We start from the raw sequence: 22,826 nt of genomic DNA on the forward strand, positions 1-22,826 counted from the left end.
GGGGCGGGCCCGGTCGTTGAGCGAGGCGCGCAGCGCCGAGTCGAAACGCGCCGCACCCGGCATCCGCCCAGGTTCCGGTCACCTGCGGTGGGTACCGTCGACGCCATGGCGATGGCATCCGACGGCTCGTGGCTCACCGCGCTCGTCGATGCGGTCGTCGGCCTCATGAACCTCATCGGGGCCCCCGGCGCGGGCATCGCGATCGCGCTCGAGAACCTCTTCCCGCCGCTGCCGAGCGAGGTCATCCTCCCGATGGCGGGACTGGCCGCGGCACGCGGATCGTTCACGCTCGTCGAGGCGCTGCTGTGGACGACCGCCGGCTCGGTCGCGGGCGCCTTCGCGCTCTACGGCCTCGGCGCGTGGCTCGGTATCGCCCGGCTGCGTGCGCTCGTACGACGGATGCCGTTGCTGAAGGTCGACGACGTCGACCGCACGGTCGCGTGGTTCGAGCGCCACGGCGGCAAGGCGGTGTTCTTCGGGCGCATGCTCCCGATCTTCCGGAGCCTCATCTCGATCCCCGCGGGCGTGACACGGATGCCGCTGTGGCGCTTCGGACTGCTGACCCTCGCCGGGTCGTTCCTCTGGAACGCCGTGTTCGTGCTGTCCGGCTATCTCCTGGGCGACCAGTGGCACGTCGTCGAGGAGTACGCCGGGGTGCTGCAGTACGCCGTCATCGGCGTCGCCGCCGCGGCCCTCGTCTGGTTCACGGTGAACCGCGTGCGCCAGCTGCGCGGACGGACCGCGGATCGCGATCCCGCCTGAGCGCCGCCGCGGGCTCCGTTCCCAGCCCGGCCACAGATGAGGCCCGCGTAGACTGAAGGTGTGCCCGCCGATCGCCTCCACCTCGTGCGCCATGGCGAGGTCCACAACCCGGGCCGCGTGCTGTACGGTCGCCTCCCGAACTTCCGGTTGAGCGCCGACGGGCGCGAGATGGCGCGCAGCGCCGCCGCGCACCTGTCCGCTCTCGGTCGTCCCGTCACGGCGCTGTACGCCTCGCCGCTGCAGCGCACGCGCGAGTCCGCCGAGCCGATCGCGGAGCTGTTCGACCTCGATCCGATCATCGACGAGCGCGTCATCGAGCCGACCAACGTCTTCGAGGGCAAGCGCATGAAGCGCGCCGTGCTGAACCCGCTCAACTGGCGTCACCTCGCCCGCCCCGCCGTGCCCAGCTGGGGTGAGCCCTACGCCGAGGTCGTCGCCCGCATGGATGCCGCGATGACGGAGGCGTGGAACGACGCCGACGGCGGCGATGTCGTCATCGTGTCGCACCAGCTGCCGATCTGGGTGACGCACCTCGCGGTGGCCGGCGAGGCGCTCCGTCACGATCCGCGCAAGCGCCGCTGTGCGCTGTCCAGCGTGACGAGCTTCGAGCGCGACGGCGCAGGCTGGCGCGAGGTGGCCTACGCCGAGCCGGCGTCGACATCGCGCGCCGTGGACGTGGGGGCGGTATGAGGCGCTCGACGACCGCGAAGCTCGCGGCATCCCTGGTGGCCCTGGCGCTCGCCGTCGGTCTGGCGGGGTGCAGCGGAGCCAACGACGACCTGGCCAACCAGTACAAGCAGGGCGACGGCAAGGGGTACATCTCCGGCGACGGCAGCGTGCAGGAGATCGCGCCGGAGGACCGCACGTCCGCCGTCGCGTTCACCGGGACGGCCGTCGACGGCTCCACGGTCACCAGCGCCGACTACGCGGGCAGGGTCCTCGTGCTGAACTTCTGGTACGCCGGCTGCGGTCCGTGCCGGGCCGAGGCGCCCACCCTCGAGAACACCTTCCAGTCGGTCGAGCCTGCCGGCGCGGCCTTCCTGGGCGTCAACATCTACGACGGGCCGGAGGCGGCGACCGCGTTCGAGCAGACGTACGGCATCAGCTACCCGTCGCTGCTCGCGAAGGACGACGCCGACCTCAAGCTCGCCTTCGCCTCGTGGACGCCGCTGCAGTCGGTGCCCATCACGCTGGTGCTCGACAAGCAGGGCCGCGTCGCGGCGCGCTTCGTCGGTCGCGTCGAGAGCGAGTCGATCCTCAAGACGATCGTCAACGACGCGTTGTCGGAGACCTCGTGACCGAGGTCGTCTTCAGCGGGGCGCTGTGGCTCGCGATCCCGATCGCCATGCTCGCCGGTCTCGTCTCCTTCCTCTCGCCCTGCGTGCTGCCGCTCGTCCCCGGCTACCTCGGCTTCCTCGGCGGGGCGTCCGGCGCCGCCGCGGCGCGCGGGCGCACGGTGCGCGCCGGCCGCGGACGGCTGCTGATCGGCGTGCTCCTGTTCATCGCGGGCTTCACCGTCGTCTTCGTCGCGATGGGTGTGCTGGCGGGCACCGCCGGCCGCTTCTTCATCCAGTACGGAGAGCTGCTGACGCGCATCCTCGGCGTGGTCGTCATCGTCATGGGGCTCGTGTTCCTCGGGCTGTTCGGCTTCGCCCAGCGGACGCTCAAGCCGCAGGTGCGCAGCGGCCTCGGCCTCGCCGGTGCGCCGCTGCTGGGGGTCGCGATGGGCATCGGCTGGGCGCCCTGCATCGGCCCCACCTACGCCGCGATCCTCTCGATCTCGCTGACGCAGGCCGATCCGCTGCGGGCCGTTCTGCTGGCCGTCGCGTACTCGCTGGGCCTCGGCATCCCGTTCCTGCTGCTGGCCGTCGGGTTCGGCTGGGCCACGCGGTCGGTCGCGTTCCTGCGCCGCCACATCCGCACGGTCAACGTCATCGGCGGCCTGCTTCTGATCGTGCTCGGTCTGCTGATGGTGACCGGGCTCTGGACCGCGGCGATGTCGCAGTTGACGGGGGTGATCGGCGGTGTCGAACTCCCGCTCTGAGCGCGCGGGCAGCGATCCGCTGCGTCCGGACGACCACGCGGATGCCGAGGCGCCCGCCACCGGGATCGCCCAGCCGCGGCTGGGCGTGGTCGGCTGGCTGCGCTGGGGGTGGCGCCAGCTCACCAGCATGCGCACCGCGCTCGTGCTGCTGCTGCTGCTCGCGATCGCGGCGATCCCCGGCTCGATCGTGCCGCAGCGCTCCGCCGACCCCAACGGCGTGCTGCAGTACAAGACGGACAATCCCGACCTGTTCCCCGTCCTCGACACGCTGCAGCTGTTCGACGTCTACTCGTCGGTGTGGTTCTCGGCGATCTACATCCTGCTGTTCATCTCGCTGATCGGGTGCGTCATCCCGCGTACCAAGCACCACTTCAACGCGCTGCGCGCGCGTCCGCCCCGCACGCCGGTACGGCTCTCGCGCCTCGACGACCACGCGGAGATCGACCGTGTCGTGCCCGCGGGCGCGGACGCCGCGGCCTACGCCGAGGCCGCCGTCGAGCTCGCGCAGGCGCAGCTGCGCAAAGCGGGGTACCGCGTCGAGCGGTACGACACGCCCGCGACGGGCAAGCGTCCCGCCACGGCATCCGTCTCGGCGGAGCGCGGCTACGCCCGCGAGACCGGCAACCTCGTCTTCCACGCCGCGCTCGTCGGCGTGCTGATCTCCGTGGGCGTCGGCGGCGGTCTCACCTACACGGGCCAGACCGTGATCGTCGAGGGCGACAGCTTCGTCAACTCCCTGGGCCTGGGCTACACCTCCTTCAACCCCGGACGCTTCGTCGACACGAACGCGCTCCCGCCCTACTCGCTGACCCTCGACAGCTTCGATGTCACGTACGTCCCGGTCGGCGAGGCCGGGCAGGGGCAGGCGGGCGACTTCGCGGCGAACCTGACCACGCGCGAGCCGGGGCACGATGCGCAGCAGCAGACCGTGCGCGTCAACCATCCGGTCGACATGGCGGGCGACCGCGTGTACCTCATGGGCAACGGCTACGCGCCGACCATCACGGTGCGAAACCCCGCGGGCGATGTCGTGCTGCGCGAAGACGTCGAGTTCCTGCCGCAGGGCGCCACCATGACCTCGCTGGGTGTCGTGAAGGTGCCCGATGGGCTCGCGCAGCAGGTGGGCCTGGTCGGCTTCTTCTATCCCACCGCGGCCAAGCTGCACTCCGGTGCATTGACATCCTGGTACCCGGCCCTAGCCAATCCGGTGCTGACCCTCGACGTCTACACGGGCGACCTCGGCATCGACGACGGCACCCCGCGCAACGTCTACGCACTGGACGTCAGCGGCATGACGCAGCTCACGGGCCGCAGCATCGACGTCCCCTCCCTCGAGCTCGCGCCGGGGCAGACGGTGGACCTGCCCGACGGTCTGGGCACGATCACGTTCGAGGACGCCAAGGCCAGCGGGGCCGCCGAGCAGGTGAAGCGCTACGTCTCCCTCTCCATCCACCGCGACGTCGGTGCGCCGTGGGTGCTGGGCTTCGCGATCGTCGCCCTCGCCGGGCTGCTCGCCGCGCTGTTCGTCCCGCGTCGGCGCATGTGGGTGAAGGCGACCGCCGACGGCGACGTCGTGCACCTGGAGTACGCCGGCCTCGCGCGCGGCGAGGACCCCGCGATCGCGGCGGCCGTCGCCGACCTCGTGCGCGAGCACGGTGCCGCCATGGATGCCGCGGGAACCGCCGGCGCCGCGGCATCCGACCGGACCGCTGCGCAGACCGCCGACGTAGACTGATCGTCATGCCCGACGGCCTCTCCCTCGACGAAATCTCCCGGCTCCTGGTGTGGACCGCGGTCGCGATCTACGCGCTCGCGTTCATCGCCTACGCGATCGACCTCGGGCGCCGGTCCGACCTCGCCATCCAGCAGAAGGATGCCGCCCGGGAGCGGGTGCTCGTCGGTGCCGCCGCGGCGGTGTCGGCCACGGCAGCCACGTCGCTCGCGAGCCCGCTCGACGAGATGCGGGCGCAGCAGCAGGCGGCCAAGGCGGAGCTGGAGGCGCCGCTCGCCCGCCGCACGCGCTACCTGTGGGCGCGCATCGGCACGTCGCTGACGGTGCTCGGCTTCCTGTTCCACGTCGCCGGCGACGTGCTGCGGGGCATCGCCGCCAGCCGGGTGCCCTGGTCGAACATGTACGAGTTCGCGCTCACCGGGACGATGCTGATCATGGCCGTCTACCTGGTCGTGCTGTTCAAGTACGACCTGCGCTTCCTCGGCACCTTCATCACCGGCCTCGTCGTCGTGCTGCTGGGCGGCACGGTCCTCTGGTTCTACACCGCGGTCGTGCCGCTGTCCGATCCGCTGAAGAGCGTGTGGCTCGTCATCCACGTCTTCGTCGCGTCGCTGTCGACGGCCCTGTTCGCCCTCGCGTTCGCCCTCTCGGTGCTGCAGCTCATGCAGGCCCGCCGCGAGCGCCTCGCCATCGCCGCCATCGCCGCCGCGGGAGAGGAGAGCACGACGCGCCGCCGCGGTCCGCGCTTCCTGCGGACGTTGCCGTCGGCCGACGTGCTCGAATCGCTCGCGTACCGCTTCACGATCATCGGCTTCATCTTCTGGACCTTCACCCTCATCGCCGGCTCCATCTGGGCCAACGACGCGTGGGGTCGCTACTGGGGCTTCGACACGAAGGAAGTCTGGACGTTCGTCATCTGGGTGCTCTACGCGGGCTACATCCACGCGCGCGCGACCCGCGGGTGGCGGGGCACGCGCTCGGCCTGGCTGTCGATCATCGGCTTCGCGGCGGTCATGTTCAACTTCACGATCGTCAACATGTTCTTCAAGGGCCTGCACGTCTACAGCGGCCTGAACTGACCCGCGGTCGGCGGCGTCCCGCTGCCGCGCGGGCCGTCCGCAGCGGTCAGGCCAGGGCGGGGGATGCCGCGAGCAGCGCGCGGGCGCTCGCCGTGCGGCGCCGCGTTACGGCGATGGTGCTCGCGATGAACGCCAGCACCGCCCACGCGATCATGGCCGTCAGCCCGGCCGCCGCTCCGCCGGCCGACGTGGTCGCCGCGAGCAGCGCGGTGTAGGCGGGCGAGGTGGGCATGACGCCGGCGATCGAGGCGAGGATGCCCGGGATCGTCGACACGATCCCGGTCGCCACCGCGAGCACGCCCACGAGCGTCGAGATCCACCGGCCGGCGCCTCCGAACACCGCGACCAGCGCCTGGTTGACGGCGGCGAACGAGATGCCGGCGACGACGGCGAGACCCGCGAAGGCGAACCAGGTGCCCGCGTCGTAGTTCGCCGCGATCTGGGCGACACCCGCGACCAGCAGGCCCTGTGCCGCGCCGATGGCGGCGGCCGGAGCGAGGCTGCGCAACGCCAGCAGCACCGACGGGCGGCGCGAGCTCAGCGCGTGGCGCGGCACCGCCTGGAGCGCGATGAACGAGCCCAGACCGCCGAACCAGAGCGCGAGCATCGCCAGCAGCGGGATCGCCGACGCGCCGAAGAGGTTCGTGCCGATGCCGTCGGCGCTCACGGGGTTCGCCACCACCTCGGCGGTGGCGTCGGCCTGCTGCTGCGAGTACGTCGGGATCTGCGAGACGGCCGAGTCCAGGCCCTGCGCCAGCGAGCTGGAGCCCGAGGCGAGCTGGGTCACGCCGGTGCTGAGCTGGGTCGCGCCGTCGGCGAGCTGCGTGGCCCCGTCCGCCAGCTGGGAGGCACCCGTCGACAGCCCGGTCGCGCCGGTGGCCGCCTGGTCGATGCCGTCGGCGAGCTGGCCGAGACCGGACTGCAGCCCCTGGGCTCCACCGGTCAGCTGGGCGATTCCCGCGGCCGTCTCGGGCAGCGCCTGGTCCTTCAGACCGTTCGCGTATCCCGCGGCGTACCCGGCGTTCGTGGCGGACGCCTTCACGCCGTCGGCCATCGATCCCAGAGCGACGCAGACCGCACCCTGTTCGGGCGTCGTCGGCGTCGCGGGCGGAACGCAGTTGTTGTCGGCGAGGAGCTTCTGGTACTGCGTCGCCAGGCTCTGCGTCGAGGCCGCCGCCGCCGACGCGTACTGCGCCGTCGTCGACACCGTGCCGCCGAGCGTGTTCGGCTGCGTCGAGGTGACCTGCGCCGACAGCTGGTTCAGCCCGCCGGCGAGCTGTCCCGCTCCCGCGGACGAGTCGCGCGCACCGGTCGCGAGCGTCGCCAGCCCGCTCGACAGGTCGCTCGCGCCCGAGCCGAGCTGGCCCGCTCCGGAGGCGAGTGCCGTCGCCCCGTCCGGGAGCTGCGCGGCGCCCGTCGCCGCCTGCTGGGCGCCGCTGGCGAGCTGGTCGGCGCCGTCGGCGGCCTCACCGAGCTGGTCGTGAAGCGTCGTGAAGCCCATGAGCACGTTGGTGAGGTACTGCTGCGAGACGGCGCTGCCGAACACGGATGCCGCGGTCTGGGTGATCGTCGCCGTGATGGCGCCGTCGACGACGCGGCCGTCGGGGGCGGTCTGCACCTGGATGGTCGCCTTCTCCGGCGTCTTGCCGGGCGCGGTCGAGGTCGCGGCCGCCGAGAAGTTCTGCGGGATCGTGATCACGGCGTCGTAGGTGCCGTCGGCGAGACCGGAGGCGGCGTCGTCGGTGTTCGAGATCACCCAGTCGAGGTTGCTCGGCACGTCCGACGAGCCCTCTACGAGGCCGGCGGTCAGCTGCCGCCCGAGCGGTGCGGTCTGGCCGTTGATCGTGACGGGCTCGTCGTTGTTCACGATCGCCGCGCGGACGTTGCCGAGGCGCTCGGTCGGGTTGTAGAGCGCCGTGAGGAGGATACCGCCGATCAGCACGGGCAGCAGGAGGACGCCGAGCACCGTGAGCCAGGTCACGGGGCGGCGGGAACGAGCGCGTTCGAGGGGGAGAGTCATGCGGAGATCACCTGCGTGGGAGAGTCGGCGGTACCGGTGGTGAGGGCCAGGGCGGTCACGCTCTGGCGATGAGCGTCGGCGAGCACGTCGAGGGCGGGGCCCTCGCGACGTGCCGACGCGATGAGGGTGAGCGGGCGGGCGTGTGCGCCGCCGCGGGAGATGCGCGCGGCGGCGCGCTCCTGGGCGTCGCGCAGCAGGGCGGCGGCCTGATCGCGGTCGGCGCCCGTGAGCGTGTCCAGGCCGTCGATGGCGACGATGGTCGTCCCGCCCGCGAGCGCTCGCCGCAGCTCCGTGAGCGGAGCGGCGGCGCCGTCGAGGAGGGCGACGCCCACGTGGGCGCGCACCCACGCCCCGCGGCCGGGCAGGAGGTGCCCAGCGACGCGCAGGCGCCCCTCGCTCGGGTCGACGCGGCCGGCGACGGCGAGGACGAAGGCGCGTCCGGCGCGCGGGTCGGCCGCCGTCGCCAGCAGGGTGCCGCCCTGCTCGAGACGGATCGTCGACGCGCGGAAGAGCATGACCTCGCCGACACCGGCCCCGCCGTCGACGCGGACGGTCAGGTCGTCGGCGGCCAGCGCGCCGTCGTAGCCGGGCTCCGGCCATGCGGTGAGCGCGAGCTCGCGCTCGACGGCCTCGCCCTCGATGTCGAAGTGCGGGAGCACACGGTCGAGCCATCGCGGCATCCACCAGGCCTTGTCGCCGAGGAGCGTCATGATGGCCGGGCCGAGCGTCATCCGCACGAGGAAGGCGTCGACGGCGATGCCGACGGCCAGTCCCAACGCGATCGGTTTGATCGAGGTGTCGCCCTCGGGGATGAACGCCGCGAAGACCGCGAACATGATGACGGCCGCCGCGGTGACGACGCGCGCCGAGGCCGTGAAGCCGCTGCGCACGGCGTCGACCGCCATGGCCCGGTCGGCGCGCCCGCCGCGGTCGCGGCGCGCGTGGACGAAGTCCTCGCGCATGCGCGAGACGAGGAAGACCTCGTAGTCCATCGCGAGGCCGAACAGCACACCCATGAGGATGATCGGCATGAAGCTGATCACCGGCCCGGTGCGCGTCACGTGCAGGGCGTCGGCGAGCCAGCCCCACTCGAACACCGCCGCGACGGCGCCGAACGCCGCGAGGATCGACAGCAGGTAGCCCAGCGTCGCCTTCAGCGGCACCCAGATCGAGCGGAACACGATCATCAGGAGCACGAACGACAGGCCCACGACGAACAGGCCGAACGGCAGCAGTGCGGCGCCGAGGCGATCGGAGATGTCGATCGCGATCGCCGTGAAACCGGTCACCTTCAGGTCGATGCCGTACTTCTGGAGCCACTCGTCGTGGTGGGCGCGCAGCTCGCGGACGAGCTCGGCGGTCTGCGGCGCGTCGGGGGCGGTGGTCGGGACGATCTGCACCAGCCCCGTGTCCGCCGTCTCATTGGGGGTCGAGAGGGCCACGCGCTCGACGCCGGGGATCTTCTCGACATCCGCCTTGAGATCGGCCATGAGCGTGAGCGGGTCGGTCGAGGTGACGATGGTGCCGGTGAGGATCAGCGGCCCGTTCGCACCGGGGCCGAAATGCTCCGCCGTCAGGTCGTACGCCTGGCGGGCCTCGCTGGACGTCGGCTGCATGCCGGCGTTGGGCAGCGCGAGCTGCAGGCTGGAGGCCGGGATCGCGATGACGCCGAGCGTCAGGATCACCGCGAGCGTGCTGACGACGGGATGGCGCGTCACGAGGGCGACCCACGGGTTCGTCTTCGTGACGGGCGCCGCACCGGCGGCATCCGCCTGCGCGCGCGCCGGGCGGCGACGGCGACCGACGCGGATGCCGCGACCCAGGACGCGGCTCCAGCCCACGACGCGGCCCTTCGCGAAGCCCAGCAGCGCCGGGGTGAGGGTGATCGCGACGACGACGGCCACCGCCACGGCGCCCGCGGCGGCCAGGCCCATCGTCGTGAGGAAGGGGATGCCGGCGAAGCCGAGGCCGACCAGCGCGATGAGCACCGTGATGCCCGCGAACATGACCGCCGAGCCGGCCGTCCCCGTCGCGCGGGCCGCGGACTCCTCGGGGTCGACACCGGCGCGCACCTGATCCTGATGTCGCGCCACGATGAACAGCGCGTAGTCGATGCCGACCGCGAGCCCCAGCATGATGGCGAGCATCGGCGTCGTCGAGGACACGGTCGCGAACGCCGTGGAGGCGAAGATCAGCACGACCGACAGGCCGACGCCGATGAGGGCGCTCACCAGCGGGAACCAGGCGACGGCGAGCGAGCGGAAGGTGACGATCAGCACGAACAGGGCGATGAGCACGCCGATGGCCTCGATGATCGACAGGGCGGGCAGCGAAGTGGAGAACAGGTCGCCGCCGACCACCACGGTCGAACCGGCCGGCAGGGCGGCGTCGAGCGAGGTGGACAGGTCTTCGAGCGTGGTCTTCGTCGCGGCCGGCACGTCGGTCGCGGTGCCCTGGAACTGCAGGCGGATGAGGGCGGCCTGACCGTCGCCGCTGACCATGCCGTCGACGTTCTCGCTGAACGGGTCGGTCACGGCGAGCACACCGTCGAGCGAGCCGAGCTCGGAGACCGCCGAGGCGATCTCGTCGGAGTACGGCTTCTCGTCGACGCGGTCGCCCGCAGCCGCGACGACGATGTACTGCGCGCTCGTCCCGCTCGCCTGGGGGAACGTGCGGTTGAGCAGCTCGAGGCCCTCCTGACCCTCGGTGCCGGGGATCGAGAAGGAGTTGTCGAAGCCCTTCACGGCGCCGGTCGCGACGCCGACGCCGACCGCGCCGCCCACCACGCCCAGCAGCAGGAGCCACGACACGAGGACCCGCCACGAGTGGCGGTAGGACCAGCGGCCCAGCGAGTAAAGCAGAGTGGACACAGGTGCTCCGGTTCAGACGATCGGGGTGGGGGCGGACAGGGATTCGATACACCGCTGTATCCGATACACAGATGTATCCTAAGAGCCGGGGTTCTCGCAATCCTGAGCACTCGATGTGAAACTGAGGACCGGCGCCGAGCGCCGCATCCCGCCGACGAAGGGAGGGCACCGTGACGGACATCGCCGAACGCGCCGACGGCAGTCGCCCGCCCAGCCAGCGCCGCGAGCAGACCCGGGCGCGCCTTCTCGACGCGGCGCACGACGTGTTCGCCGAGGTGGGCATGGATGCCGCGTCGGTCGAGGCGATCTGCGAGCGCGCGGGGTTCACCCGCGGGGCGTTCTACTCGAACTTCGAGTCGAAGGACGAGCTCTTCCTCGCGCTCGTGACCCGCCTGTCCGACGCGAAGCTCGACGCGGTCGCCAGCCGGGTCCACCGCCTCTCGCCCGACGGTCCCGTCGACGTCTCCGAGCTCGTGGGCCAGCTGGGAGCGCCGTTCGGCGAGGGCATGGATCCGCAGCTCATGACGGAGATCCGCGTGCAGGCGCTTCGCGACCCGCGACTCGCCGAGGCCTTCCTCACCCTGCAGCGGCGCATGCTCGACCGCATCGAAGGCTTCCTCGAGCACATCATCGCGACCTACGGGCTGACCCTGCGTCTGTCGGTGGCGGAGGCGGCGCGCATCCTCCTCGACGTCGCGAACGAGACCTGCACGACGGCGATGCTGCAGGGCATCGAGGACGACGGGGTCACCGCTGCGCTGCGCGGACGCCTCGACGCCCTGATCCCGGCGCTGGTCGCCGCCGGTGGGGAGCGGGCCTTCCGCTACGCCGACCGCTGACCGCCGCGGGGTCGACCCCCGACGCGATCCGCCGCGGTCACAGCAGCGCGGCGCACCGCTCCAGGCGGTCGAGCCACCACGCGCGCCGATCGGGCGTCGCCGCGTGCCGGGCGAGCGCGGCGGCATCCGGGACGACCCGCCCCACGGGCAGCATCCCGCCGGAGGGACGCAGCGGCCGCGCCGTGACATCCGCCGCGAGCAGCGAGGCCGTGCCGAGGCCGCAGTCGTAGGGCAGATCGGGCAGGGCCGCGGCGAGGGTCGTGCCCATCGACAGGCCGATGCTCGTGTCGAGAGCGCTCGAGACGACCGCCGGAAGGCCCGCCTCCTCGACGATCGCCAGCGCCGCGGCGACCCCGCCGAGGGGCTGCGCCTTCACGACGAGCAGGTCGGCCGCGCCGGCGCGCGCGACGGCGACCGGGTCGGACGCCTTGCGCACCGACTCGTCGGCGGCGATCGGGATGTCCCAGTCGGCGATGCGCGCACGCAGCTGGGCGAGCTCCTCCACCCCGGTGCAGGGCTGTTCCAGGTATTCGAGGTCGAACTCGGCGAGCGCGTGCACCGCATGCTCGGCCTCGTCGACGTTCCACCCGCCGTTGGCGTCGAGGCGCACCCGCCCCTCCGGGCCCATCGCGGCGCGCACGGCACGCACCCGCGCGACGTCGTCGACGAGCGTCTGGCCGCGCTCGGCGACCTTAACCTTCGCGGTGCGGCACCCGTCGAAGCGGGCCAGCACCCCGGCCACCTCGTCGGCCCGGACGGCGGGGACGGTGGCGTTGACGCGGACGGTGTCGCGCCGCGGATCGGGCTGGCGGCGCCATCCGAAGTCGATCGCCGCGGCGAGCCAGACGGCGGCCTCCGCGTCGTCGTACTCGAGAAACGGCGAGAACTCGGTCCAGCCCTCGGGGCCCTCCATCAGCACCGCCTCGCGGTGGTCGACGCCGCGGAAGCGGGTGACGAGGGGCAGCGATACCACGTGCGCCGTGGCGAGCAGCTCGCCGAGTGCGGGGACGGTCATGGCTCCATCCTGCCTCGGGAGGCCGCCGCCGCGGGGACCCTGCGTCGCGGCCCGCCGTCTGCGGCGGCGACGCCCGTAGAATCGGGCGGTGACCGCCTCCCTCGCCGCCGCCCGCTTCGCGCTCGACATCGACGGTGTGCCGCGCCCCGCCCGGGCGCAGGCGCTGCTGGACGCCCTCGCCGAGCGGGTCGTCATCGCCGACGGGGCGATGGGCACGATGCTGCAGCGTCATGACCTGCGGATCGACACCGACTTCGCCGGCCTCGAGGGCTGCAACGAGATCCTGAACGTGACGCGACCCGACGTGGTCGCCGACATCCACGACGCCTACTTCGCGGTCGGCGTGGACGCCGTGGAGACGAACACGTTCGGGGCGAACTGGTCGAACCTGTCGGATTACGGCATCGACGACCGCATCACGGAGCTCGCGGCCGCCGGGGCGCGGATCGCCCGCGAGCGCGCGGAGGCGGCGGAAGCGGTCGACGAGCGGATGCGCTGGGTGCTCGGCTCGATGGGGCCCGGCACGAAGCTGCCGAGCCTCGGCCACACCACCTATGCGCATCTGAAGGAGACGTTCGCCCTTCAGGCCGAGGGGCTCATCGACGGCGGCGCGGATGCGTTCCTGGTCGAGACGAGCCAGGACCTGCTGCAGACCAAGGCCGCGATCAACGGCTGCAAGCAGGCGATCGTGGCCCGCGGCATCCGGCTGCCGATCTTCGTCGAGGTCACCGTCGAGACGACCGGCACCATGCTGATGGGCTCGGAGATCGGGGCGGCGCTCACGGCGCTGGAGCCGCTGGGCGTCGACGCCATCGGCCTGAACTGCGCGACCGGTCCGGCCGAGATGAGCGAGCACCTGCGCCACCTGTCGAAGCACTCCTCCGTGACGATCGCCTGCATGCCCAACGCGGGGCTGCCGGTGCTGACCGCCGATGGTGCGCACTACCCGCTGACGCCCGCGGAGCTCGCCACGGCGCACGAGCAGTTCGTGCGCGAGTTCGGCCTGGGTCTCATCGGCGGATGCTGCGGCACGACGCCCGAGCATCTCGCCGCGGTGGTGGAGCGGGTGGGGTCCCTCTCGGTGACCTCCCGTCGGATCGTCGACGGGCTGCCGGGGGACGCGGCGACGGAGTACACCTCGCTGGCCTCGCGCTCGCGCACCACGCTTGTCGGCGCGGCGCCCCTCGCGGTCGACCGCGAGCCGGGGGTCGCCTCGCTGTATCAGCACGTGCCGTTCCGGCAGGATGCCAGCTACCTCGCGATCGGGGAGCGCACCAACGCGAACGGGTCGAAGGCGTTCCGCGAGGCGATGCTGGAGGGCCGGTGGGACGACTGCGTCGAGATCGCCCGCGGGCAGATCCGCGTCGGCGCGCACCTGCTCGACGTGTGCGTCGACTACGTCGGCCGCGACGGCGTCGACGACATCCGCGAGGTGGTGTCGCGGTTCGCCTCGGCATCCACTCTTCCTCTCGTGATCGACTCGACCGAGCCGGCCGTCATCCAGGCGGGGCTGGAGCTGATCGGCGGCCGTCCCGTCGTGAACTCCGTCAACTACGAGGACGGCGACGGCGCGGCATCCCGCTTCGGGCGCATCATGCCGCTCGTCAAGGAGCACGGCACCGCCGTCATCGCCCTCACGATCGACGAGCAGGGTCAGGCGCGCACCGCCGAGGACAAGCTGCGCATCGCGTCGCGGCTCGTCGACGAGCTCGTCGGGGCGTGGGGCATGCGGGTCGAGGACATCATCGTCGACTGCCTCACCTTCCCGATCGCGACGGGCCAGGAGGAGACCCGCCGCGACGCGATCGAGACCATCGAGGCGATCCGCGGGCTGGTCGCGAAATACCCGGGCATCAACACGACGCTCGGCGTCTCCAACGTCTCGTTCGGGCTCAACCCGGCCGCCCGGTCGGTGCTCAACTCCGTGTTCCTGCACGAGGCGACGCAGGCGGGGCTGACGAGCGGCATCATCGACGCCGCGAAGATCGTGCCCCTGGCATCCCTCCCCGACGAGCAGCGGAAGGTCGCGCTCGACCTCGTCTGGGACCGGCGCGAATGGGATGCCGACGGCACCCTCACCTACGACCCGCTGGCGACGATGCTCGACCTGTTCGCCGGGGTCGACACGGCGGCGCTGCGCGACCAGCGCGCCGCCGAGCTGGCCGCGCTTCCTGTGGGCGAGCGGCTGGAGCGCCGGATCATCGACGGCGAGCTGAAGGGTCTCGAGGCCGACCTCGACCTGGCGCGCGCCGGCGATGCGGATGCCGCGCCGCTCAGCCCGCTGCAGATCATCAACGACCACCTGCTGGAGGGCATGAAGGTCGTCGGCGAGCGGTTCGGGTCGGGCCAGATGCAGCTGCCGTTCGTGCTGCAGTCCGCCGAGGTCATGAAGACCGCGGTTGCGCTGCTCGAGCCGCACATGGAGAAGACCGACGAGGCCGGCAAGGGAACGATCGTGCTCGCGACGGTGCGCGGCGACGTGCACGACATCGGCAAGAACCTCGTCGACATCATCCTCACCAACAACGGCTACACGGTGATCAACCTCGGCATCAAGCAGCCGATCGCCGACATCATCGCCGCCGCCGAGGAGCACGGCGCCGACGTCATCGGCATGAGCGGCCTGCTCGTCAAGTCGACGGTGGTGATGAAGGAGAACCTGCAGGAGCTCTCGGCGCGAGGGCTCGGCACGCGGTGGCCGGTGATCCTCGGCGGTGCGGCGCTGACCCGCGCGTACGTCGAACAGGATCTCGCGGAGCTCTTCGACGGCGAGGTCCGCTACGCCAAGGACGCGTTCGAGGGGCTCGCGCTCATGGAGCCGCTCGTGCGGATCGCGCGCGGCGAGGCTCCGGATGCCGTCGGCCTGCCGCCGCTGAAGAAGCGCATCCACGCCGCGGGGTCGCGCCTGACCCTCACCGAGCCCGAGGCCATGCCGGCCCGGTCGGACGTGGCATCCGACAACCCCGTGCCCGCGCCGCCGTTCTGGGGCACGCGCATCGTCCGCGGCATCGCGCTCGCCGACTACGCGGCCTTCCTCGACGAACGCGCGACGTTCATGGGGCAGTGGGGGCTCAAGCCCGGGCGCGGGGAGGACGGGCTGTCGTACCAGCAGCTGGTCGACACGGAGGGTCGTCCGCGGCTGCGGTACTGGCTCGACCGCATCCTCGCCGAGCGCATGCTCGACGCGTCGGTGGCCTACGGGTACTTCCCGGTCGTCTCCGAGGGCGATGACCTCGTCGTGCTGCACCACGGCGACGACCCGACCGGTCTGCTCGGGCCGGCCGGGCTGCTGGCGCCGGACGGCGGATCGGGCGGCGCCCTCGGCAGCGACCGGCTGCGCTTCCACTTCCCGCGGCAGCGGCGCGACCGCCACCTGAACCTCGCCGACTTCGTGCGCTCCCGCGCGTCGGGGCAGGTCGATGTGCTGCCCGTGCAGCTGGTCACGGCGGGGGCGGCCATCGACGCCGTCACCGCGAAGATGTTCGCCGAGGACCGCTACCGCGACTACTACGAGCTGAACGGGCTGGTCATGCAGCTCACCGAGGCGCTCGCCGAGTTCTGGCACGCGCGCATCCGCGCCGAGCTCGGCTTCGCCGGGGAAGACCCCGCCGACACCGCGGGACTGTTCAAGCTCGAATACCGCGGCGCGCGGTTCTCGCTCGGCTACCCGGCCTGCCCCGACATGGAGGACCGCCGCAAGGTCGTCGAGCTGCTGCGTCCGGAGCGCATGGGCGTCGAGCTGAGCGAGGAGCTGCAGCTGCATCCCGAGCAGTCGACCGACGCGTTCGTGTTCCACCACCCCGAGGCGAAGTACTTCTCGGTCTGAGCCGGTCGCGGCATCCGCGGGTGGGGCGGGTGCGGGTGGGGCGGGTGCGGGTTCCGGGTGTCTCGGCGCCGGGGCCGAACTGCAAGGGATGCCGGGCGACACGCCGTCGCCGGGCGCGGGGTGGCGGCGCGTCGCGGCTACGACCTTGCAGCTCGGATGCGGCCCGCGGGTGAGGGTCAGGCGACGGGAGCGCCGCACATGCCGCAGATGCCGGTCGCGGGCACCTGCACGAAACAGTCCGGGCACATCACCGCGGGGCGCTCGGGGATGGTGGGGGCGGCGACGGTGCGCGGCGTGCCCGAGGCGACGCGGGCGGCGCGGGCACGCTCGCGCGTGGTCGGCGCGGGCGCGGCGGCGAGCTTGGCCGCGGGCTTGTGGTCGGCGCAGTAGAACCGCACGAATCCGGCCGGATTGTTCGGATGCCGGTGCTTCATCACCCACAGCGCTTCGCGCGGCCACGGCTCGCTGGTCGGTCCGCAGCCCGAGCACCGGGTCGCGTCGCCCGGCACGGCCTGCTCGGCGGCGACGGCGATTTCGAACGGCAGGGCATCTCGCCAGTCCGAGGAGTTCCTGATCTGCACGACATGCCCTTCCGGCGGCATCCTCGGGTGGACGACGGCCGTGCCCCATTCTCCCACGGCCGCGCCGCCGGCGGGTCTCACTCCGCAGCGGATGCCACCGCGGATGCCGCCCCCGCCCATCCCGACCACTCCGCCGCGTCGACGACGCAGAACCGGTTGCCCTCGGGATCCTCCATGATCACGTAGTCCGCATCGGCCGGCTGCCGGTCCCAGACGACGCGGCGCGCGCCCAGACGCTCCAGGCGCGTCACCTCGGCGTCCTGGTCTTGCGCGTAGAGGTCGAGGTGGATCCGCGGGGGCAGGACGCGCGGCGCCGCGACGGCATCCAGCGACACGCTCACCCCGGCCCCGTGCCGCGGATGCAGCAGCGCGAAGTCGTCGCCGGCGGGCTCGCGCACCACGTAGTCGAGGGCCGCGGTCCAGAAGGCCGTCTCCCGCGCGAGGTCGTCGACGCGGATCACGACGGAGCCGACGACCAGCATCACCCGGCCTCCGGGTTGCGAGCCGTCACCGTGATCCACGGGTCGGTGGCCGCGGCATCCGGGGCCGTCGCGTCGCGGACGACGACGTCGGTCCAGCCCGTGGCGGCGAAGGCCTCGGCCAGCGGATCCTCGCGCCACAGCACGAAGTATCGCGGCGCGTCGAGCTTGTGCGCCGACCAGTGCTCGCCCTCGCCCTTCTTGAACGAGGCGATCATGACCCCGCCCGGCCGGGTCGCGGCGCGCGCTCGCCGCAGCACGCCCCGCAGCCGCGCCCGCGGCACGTGCAGCAGCACGGCGCTGGCGAACACGGCGTCGTACGGGCCGCCGAAGTCGGCGTCGCGCACGTCGAGCAGGCGTGCGCGATGGCCCGCCGCGTGCTGCAGTGCGATGAAGGATGCCGCGGCATCCGTGCGGTCGACGGCGAAGCCCGCCGCCTCCAGTGCATCGGCGTCGCGGCCCGGGCCCGAACCGAGCTCGAGCACGGAGGAGCCCGCCGGCAGCAGTGCCGCCAGCTCCGCGACGAGCGGCGACGGCGTGGCCGACGTGCGCTGCGCGTAGCGCAGGGCGTGGTCGCGGTAGACGGCGAGGGTCAGCTCGAGCGGGTCGCCGAGCGGCGGGATCGTGCAGTCGTAGCGCTGCCGGGTCGGCCACCGCGGGTCGCGCGGCGCATCGGAGACCGCGAAGCCGAGGCGACGGTAGAACTCGACCGCGTCGTCATCGGTGCTCGCGAACAGCGGGAGGGTCGGGTCGGCGCGACGCGCGGCATCCACGAGCCGGGACCCGAGACCGGTGCCCCGCGCCTCGTGCGCGACGGCGATGTAGTGCAGCTCCGTGCGGCCGCGGGCGGGGTCGGGGCCGAAGGCGGCGAAGCCGAGGATGCCGCCGGCCACGACGCCGACGACGGTGAGCCGGGGCAGTTCGGCGTCGCGGATCCACAGGAGCGCGTCGGCATCCACCCCGGCCGCCTCCCAGAGGAGGGGGAGGAACGCCTCCGAGCCGATCTCGTCCGGGGTCAGGGGCCGCACCGTCGTGGTCATGATTCGACTGTAGCGAGCGCTCCGCGGGGTCTCGGAGGGGGCGACGGCGGCCCGGGAGCCCCGGCGACGGGCTTCGCGCGCCGCAGCGAGCGCAGCAGCGCACGCCCGATGAGTCCGATCCCGATGACCGTGGTGACGGCGCGCAGCGTGTCCCAGCTGAGGGTCGAGGTCACCAGCGAGTAGACGAGGAAGTTCCCGAGGTTCTCGGTGAGGGGCGCGCCCGGGCTGTAGGAGATGCTCGTCCCGGCGCCGACGGCGAACGGCCAGAACCACATGTTCATGATCAGCCCGAACACATACGCCGACACGACGCCGTACGCCGCGAGCATCGCGACCTCGGCGCCGCCGCGCACGCGCCGCGGCAGCAGCCCCGCGCCCGCCGCGACCCAGCCGCAGGCGAACATCTGGAACGGCAGCCACGGCCCGACCCCGCCCCACAGCACCGCCGACAGGGCGAGGGATGCCGCGCCCAGCAGCAGTCCGAAGCGCGCCCCGTACGCCCGCCCGGCCAGGATCAGGAGCACGAACAGCGCCTCGACGCCGCCCACCCCGGTGCTCGCGATGCGCACGGCCCCCCCGATCGCCGCGAGCACGGCCAACAGCGCGAGGGTGTGCGCCGACCGCACCGTCGTGTCGAGGCTCGCGAGGGCGACGATGATCGCGAGAGGGGCGAGCGCCATCGCGATGACCGGCGCGGCGGCCTGCGCCTGCGCCGGCACCGCCGTCGCCACGAGGGGCCACAGGAACGCGGCCGCCGCGAGGAGGTTCGCCGCGATCAGGGCCGCGGTGAGGCCGCGCCGCGGTCGGGGTTGGGGCCGGGGCTGCGGGGTCCGGGCTGCGGCTCGCCGTGGGGTGCGGGTGGGGGGCGTGTCCCGGACTCCTCCGGGTTGCGGCGCGGGGCCGGGCGGGGGCCCCGAGACGGGGTCGGCGGTCGCGGATTGGAGGAGTTCGGCGCGGGCGGGGTCGGCGAGGGCGGGCTCGGTGCGGGCGGGCGGGGCGGCGGGCGAGGCGGCGAGCCGCCCGGCCGCCAGGGGCAGCACGCGGTCGGCGCGGGCGATGGCCGACGGATCGTGGGTCGCGATGAGGACGGCGGTCCCGGCATCCGCGAGCCGCGCGAGGGCGGCGTCGACCAGGCGGCGCGCGTCGGGGTCGAGGCCGCGGGTCGGCTCGTCCACGAGCAGGACGGGGGCGCGGGTCGCCGTCTGGATCGCGAGAGCGAGGCAGCGCCGCTGACCGGCGGACAGGTCACGCGGATGCCGGTGCCACAGCTCTCGCGCCGCCTGCACGCCGCCCTCGTCGTCGCTGCCGCGACCGAGGAGCCCGGCGAAACGGTGGGCGGTCGTGCCGGCCGGCAAGCGCGCCCGCCGGTCGGTGCGCCGACACTCGGCGGCGACGGTGTCGCGCACGAACAGTGCGTCGGAGTCATCGGGGACCAGTCGCACCTCGCGGGCGTGCGCGCCGGTGGCGAGGGCGACGAGCAGGCTCGATTTGCCGGCGCCGTTGGGGCCGACGAGCGCCACGATCTCGCCGGCGTGGAGCGCGATCGGTGCGTCGTCGACGGCGACGCGGTCCGCGTACCGCACGGTGACGCGGGTCGACAGCACCGGTTCCGTGGCGGGAGTCCGGGGGGTCGCCGCGTCGGGCGCCGTCCGCGGCGGTCGGGGACGACCTGCGAGCGCGAGCCCCGAACCCGCCAGCCCCGCACCCGCGGTCGCGAGCACCCCGGGCCGCCCGCGGGAACCACCCGCGTCGATGCGCAGCCACGCGTCGGCGACCGCGCCGAACTCGTCGCCGCGGTGCTCGGCGACGACCACGCAGACGCCGGCCTCGTGGGCGAGCGCGCCCAGGAGCGCCACGATGCGGGCGCGGGTGGTGCGGTCGAGGTCGGCGAGCGGCTCGTCGACGAGCAGGAGGACCGGCTGCTCGATGATCGCGGCGGCGATCGCGACGAGCGTCGCCTGCCCCGCCGACAGTGCCCCCAGCTCGCGGTCGAGCAGGTCCACGATCCCGACCCGCACCGCCACCTCGCGGACGCGCTCGTCCACGACGACGGGGGCCACGCCCCGCAGCTCCAGGGCGAGGCCGATCTCGTCCCGCACGCGCGTCGTCGCGAAGGCGGCGCGCGGGCTCTGCAGCACGACGCCGACGACGCGCGACAGATCCCGGGGCGCGGTGGCGCTGCGCTCGTGTCCGGCGACGCGCAGCCCGCCGCGGATCCACCCGCCGTCGACATGGCTGTGCAGGCCGCTCAGCGCCCGCAGCAGGGTCGTCTTGCCCGACCCGGTCGCTCCCGTGAGCACGGTGAGGGCGCTCGGGCGGATGCCGCGCCCCACCGCGTCCGCCACGACGACCGGATCGCCGACGCCGAACCCGAGCGCGACGTCCTGCCCGGCCACGGGGTGCGCGCAGTCGCCCTCGAGCCCCCGTCCGGCGTAGCCGCGCAGTTCGAGGGCCGCGGCGACGGCGCTCGCACGCTCCAGCGTCGCCTCGAGCACCGGCGCGAGCAGTCGGGCCGAGCCCGCGACGCCGACCCGTTCGCCGCGCAGCCGCGCCGCCCGCCGTGCCGAGCGCACCGCGTCGGCGAGCGACGGCAGCGTCGCCCAGCCGATCGACAGCGCCCGGGCGAGGCCCTGGAAGGGGCCGCGCCGGGCGCCGCGGGCGAGCAGGCGCGGCAGGTCGAGCACGGCGCTGAGCAGTCCGAACGCGAGGATCGTCAGCGCGATCGGCAGGGCGCTGACCGCGGCATCCCAGAGCCCTCCCGCCGTCGCGGGGCCGAGCACCTCGACGTGGGCGAGCGGCGGCGCGAGGCGCCACAGCGGCAGCGGCAGCACCACCGGCCCGGCGCCGTCGGCGCCGTGGAAGAGCACCCGGTACCCCACGCGCACCGCGACGAAGCCCACCGCCAGGGCGGCGGCGGCACGCAGGGGGCCGGGGCGGAAGCTCACGCGCCGAGATTACGCGCGTCGGCGCCGCTCAGGCCGCGGGAGCCGCGGGCGCCCCGTCCAGGCTGAAGAGCAGCTCGACGCTCTCACCCGGCTGAGCCGTCAGCGTCGACACGCCCTCCTGGGCGTAGTCCCACGCGCCGCCGGCGGGCTTGGTCCACAGTGCCCAGTACGCGAACGCGGCGGGCATCGACTCGCACTTCTCGACATACGCCGGGTCCTGGGTGGAGCCGACCGGCTCGGATGCCGAGGGCAGCCCGTCGACGCGGCAGATCACCTGGTCGCCGTACTCCTTCGTGCCCTCGATCTCGAGCCCGGCCGCGGCGACGATGTCGGCGACGGCGACCTCGGCGGTGGTCGTGTAGCACCGCGTGTCGGAGGTGCCGCCCGCCAGGGCGGAGGAGTCGACGACGAGCGTGACGCCCTCGGTCCCTTCGCACGCGCCGGCGGTGATCGGCGACGCGGTCGCGTCGGTCGCGGTCGGCGACGCCGCACCGCCGCCCGTCGAGGCGCAGGCCGACAGGCCGAGCGCGAGGGCTCCGGCGGCGAACAGGGCGAGGATGCGGGGGGTCGACGTCACCGTCCCAGCGTAGGGGGAGTCGCCCACCCGTCCCGGCCATATGACGACACCCTCACGACGCCATGGCGATGCCCGCGCGTAGGCTGGCCGGGTGACCGACACCTTCGTCTCCGAGCTGTTCGATCCGACCGCGTGGACGCTCGCGCCCGGCGCGGCCGACTACACCGACATCACGGCGCACGTCTCCGGCGACGGCCGCATCGCGCGCATCGCGTTCGATCGGCCCGAGGTGCGCAACGCCTTCCGGCCGCACACGGTCGACGAGCTGTACCGGGCCCTCGACGTCGCGCGACAGGACCCGCGCATCGGTGTCGTGCTGCTGACGGGCAACGGGCCGAGCCCCAAGGACGGCGGCTGGGCGTTCTGCTCCGGCGGCGACCAGCGCATCCGCGGCCGGCACGGCTACACCTACGCGGCCGACGACGCGACCGCCCCCGACCCGGCCCGCGCCGGCCGGCTGCACATCCTCGAGGTGCAGCGGCTCATCCGTTTCATGCCGAAGGTCGTCATCGCCGTGATCCCCGGGTGGGCCGCCGGCGGCGGGCACTCGCTGCACATCGTCTGCGACCTGTCGATCGCGAGCGCCGAGCACGGCCGGTTCAAGCAGACGGATGCCGACGTGGGCTCGTTCGATGCGGGGTACGGGTCTGCCTACATGGCGCGTCAGGTCGGTCAGAAGCTCGCGCGCGAGGTGTTCTTCCTCGCGGAGGAGTACTCGGCGCAGCGCGCCTACGAGATGGGCGCCGTGAACCGCGTGGTCCCGCACGCGGAGCTCGAGCGCGAGGCGATCGCGATGGCGCGGACGATCCTCGGCAAGTCGCCCACCGCGATCCGCATGCTGAAGTTCGCGTTCAACGCGATCGACGACGGCATGGTGGGCCAGCAGGTGTTCGCGGGCGAGGCCACGCGCCTCGCGTACGGCACCGATGAGGCCGTGGAGGGTCGCGACGCCTTCCTGCAGAAGCGCGACCCCGACTGGTCGCCCTATCCGTACCACTACTGACGCGACGGCGCGGA

General features: G+C 73.2%; 17 protein-coding genes. 9 read left to right on the forward strand and 8 right to left on the reverse strand.

The annotated features are described in order from the left end of the window. The first annotated feature begins 105 nt into the window (after positions 1-105). From MHO01S_RS10855 to ccsB, 6 genes are read left to right on the forward strand one after another with little or no spacing between them, the layout of a single operon-like run. Positions 106-762 (forward strand): DedA family protein, encoded by a 657-nt coding sequence (locus MHO01S_RS10855; protein ID WP_060961072.1) that lies wholly within the window; start codon positions 106-108, stop codon positions 760-762. 60 nt (positions 763-822) lie between these two features. Then, positions 823-1,452: a histidine phosphatase family protein gene (locus MHO01S_RS10860; protein ID WP_060961073.1), complete on the forward strand. Its 630-nt coding sequence runs from the start codon at positions 823-825 to the stop codon at positions 1,450-1,452. Then, on the forward strand, positions 1,449-2,060 hold the full coding sequence (locus MHO01S_RS10865) for a TlpA family protein disulfide reductase (RefSeq protein WP_060961074.1): 612 nt from the start codon (positions 1,449-1,451) through the stop codon (positions 2,058-2,060). The genes MHO01S_RS10860 and MHO01S_RS10865 overlap by 4 nt, the downstream gene beginning before the upstream one ends. Then, positions 2,057-2,806 (forward strand): cytochrome c biogenesis CcdA family protein, encoded by a 750-nt coding sequence (locus MHO01S_RS10870; RefSeq protein ID WP_082808075.1) that lies wholly within the window; start codon positions 2,057-2,059, stop codon positions 2,804-2,806. Before MHO01S_RS10865 ends, MHO01S_RS10870 begins: the two co-directional genes overlap by 4 nt. Further along, complete coding sequence (gene resB, locus MHO01S_RS10875) at positions 2,787-4,541, forward strand: cytochrome c biogenesis protein ResB (protein WP_061782290.1); 1,755 nt, start codon at positions 2,787-2,789, stop codon at positions 4,539-4,541. The genes MHO01S_RS10870 and resB overlap by 20 nt, the downstream gene beginning before the upstream one ends. Before the next feature lie 5 nt (positions 4,542-4,546). Beyond that, positions 4,547-5,617 (forward strand): c-type cytochrome biogenesis protein CcsB, encoded by a 1,071-nt coding sequence (gene ccsB, locus MHO01S_RS10880; RefSeq protein WP_060961076.1) that lies wholly within the window; start codon positions 4,547-4,549, stop codon positions 5,615-5,617. A 46-nt stretch (positions 5,618-5,663) separates the two neighbouring features. On the opposite strand, the gene MHO01S_RS10885 is transcribed toward ccsB, so the two are convergent. Both MHO01S_RS10885 and MHO01S_RS10890 read right to left on the reverse strand, forming a co-directional pair. Further along, positions 5,664-7,637 (reverse strand): YhgE/Pip family protein, encoded by a 1,974-nt coding sequence (locus MHO01S_RS10885; RefSeq protein ID WP_061782291.1) that lies wholly within the window; start codon positions 7,635-7,637, stop codon positions 5,664-5,666. Further along, on the reverse strand, positions 7,634-10,507 hold the full coding sequence (locus tag MHO01S_RS10890; RefSeq protein ID WP_061782292.1) for an MMPL family transporter: 2,874 nt from the start codon (positions 10,505-10,507) through the stop codon (positions 7,634-7,636). Before MHO01S_RS10890 ends, MHO01S_RS10885 begins: the two co-directional genes overlap by 4 nt. 170 nt (positions 10,508-10,677) lie before the next feature. On the opposite strand from MHO01S_RS10890, the gene MHO01S_RS10895 reads away from it, so the two are divergent. Then, a complete protein-coding gene (locus MHO01S_RS10895) occupies positions 10,678-11,346 on the forward strand; it encodes a TetR/AcrR family transcriptional regulator (protein WP_060958878.1) in 669 nt (222 codons plus the stop codon). Positions 11,347-11,383: 37 nt separating this feature from the next. Here MHO01S_RS10895 and MHO01S_RS10900 read toward each other — a convergent pair whose 3' ends face one another. Beyond that, positions 11,384-12,361 carry an o-succinylbenzoate synthase gene (locus tag MHO01S_RS10900; RefSeq protein WP_061782293.1) on the reverse strand — a complete coding sequence of 326 codons (978 nt, stop codon included), beginning with the start codon at positions 12,359-12,361 and terminating at the stop codon, positions 11,384-11,386. Between the two features lie 88 nt (positions 12,362-12,449). On the opposite strand from MHO01S_RS10900, the gene MHO01S_RS10905 reads away from it, so the two are divergent. After that, positions 12,450-16,187, forward strand: coding sequence for a methionine synthase (locus tag MHO01S_RS10905; protein ID WP_061782294.1), 3,738 nt, complete (start codon positions 12,450-12,452; stop codon positions 16,185-16,187). 176 nt (positions 16,188-16,363) lie between these two features. Here MHO01S_RS10905 and MHO01S_RS10910 read toward each other — a convergent pair whose 3' ends face one another. The 5 genes from MHO01S_RS10910 to MHO01S_RS10930 all read right to left on the reverse strand — a co-directional run bounded on the left by MHO01S_RS10910 (position 16,364) and on the right by MHO01S_RS10930 (position 21,809). Continuing rightward, the gene (locus tag MHO01S_RS10910) at positions 16,364-16,768 is read right to left on the reverse strand and encodes a hypothetical protein (protein ID WP_061782295.1); all 405 of its coding nucleotides are present in this window, start codon (positions 16,766-16,768) and stop codon (positions 16,364-16,366) included. 77 nt (positions 16,769-16,845) lie between these two features. After that, the gene (locus tag MHO01S_RS10915) at positions 16,846-17,250 is read right to left on the reverse strand and encodes a VOC family protein (protein WP_061782296.1); all 405 of its coding nucleotides are present in this window, start codon (positions 17,248-17,250) and stop codon (positions 16,846-16,848) included. Continuing rightward, a complete protein-coding gene (locus tag MHO01S_RS10920) occupies positions 17,250-18,287 on the reverse strand; it encodes a GNAT family N-acetyltransferase (protein ID WP_061782297.1) in 1,038 nt (345 codons plus the stop codon). The genes MHO01S_RS10915 and MHO01S_RS10920 overlap by 1 nt, the downstream gene beginning before the upstream one ends. Continuing rightward, complete coding sequence (locus tag MHO01S_RS10925) at positions 18,284-21,232, reverse strand: ATP-binding cassette domain-containing protein (protein WP_061782298.1); 2,949 nt, start codon at positions 21,230-21,232, stop codon at positions 18,284-18,286. Before MHO01S_RS10925 ends, MHO01S_RS10920 begins: the two co-directional genes overlap by 4 nt. A 28-nt stretch (positions 21,233-21,260) precedes the next feature. Further along, on the reverse strand, positions 21,261-21,809 hold the full coding sequence (locus tag MHO01S_RS10930) for a hypothetical protein (RefSeq protein ID WP_061782299.1): 549 nt from the start codon (positions 21,807-21,809) through the stop codon (positions 21,261-21,263). A gap of 91 nt (positions 21,810-21,900) precedes the next feature. Between MHO01S_RS10930 and MHO01S_RS10935 the strand changes: the two genes are divergently transcribed. Next, on the forward strand, positions 21,901-22,812 hold the full coding sequence (locus MHO01S_RS10935) for a 1,4-dihydroxy-2-naphthoyl-CoA synthase (RefSeq protein WP_061782300.1): 912 nt from the start codon (positions 21,901-21,903) through the stop codon (positions 22,810-22,812). The last annotated feature ends 14 nt before the right edge of the window (positions 22,813-22,826 follow it).

Source organism: Microbacterium hominis NBRC 15708, from assembly GCF_001592125.1.
GTDB classification, from domain to species: domain Bacteria; phylum Actinomycetota; class Actinomycetes; order Actinomycetales; family Microbacteriaceae; genus Microbacterium; species Microbacterium hominis.

Coding starts and splice junctions, on each gene's coding strand:
- MHO01S_RS10855 (WP_060961072.1), top strand. CDS start 106: ATGGCGATGGCATCCGACGGCTCGTGGCTCACCGCGCTCGTCGATGCG.
- MHO01S_RS10900 (WP_061782293.1), bottom strand. CDS start 12,361: ATGACCGTCCCCGCACTCGGCGAGCTGCTCGCCACGGCGCACGTGGTA.
- MHO01S_RS10865 (WP_060961074.1), top strand. CDS start 1,449: ATGAGGCGCTCGACGACCGCGAAGCTCGCGGCATCCCTGGTGGCCCTG.
- ccsB (WP_060961076.1), top strand. CDS start 4,547: ATGCCCGACGGCCTCTCCCTCGACGAAATCTCCCGGCTCCTGGTGTGG.
- MHO01S_RS10915 (WP_061782296.1), bottom strand. CDS start 17,250: ATGCTGGTCGTCGGCTCCGTCGTGATCCGCGTCGACGACCTCGCGCGG.
- MHO01S_RS10920 (WP_061782297.1), bottom strand. CDS start 18,287: ATGACCACGACGGTGCGGCCCCTGACCCCGGACGAGATCGGCTCGGAG.
- MHO01S_RS10885 (WP_061782291.1), bottom strand. CDS start 7,637: ATGACTCTCCCCCTCGAACGCGCTCGTTCCCGCCGCCCCGTGACCTGG.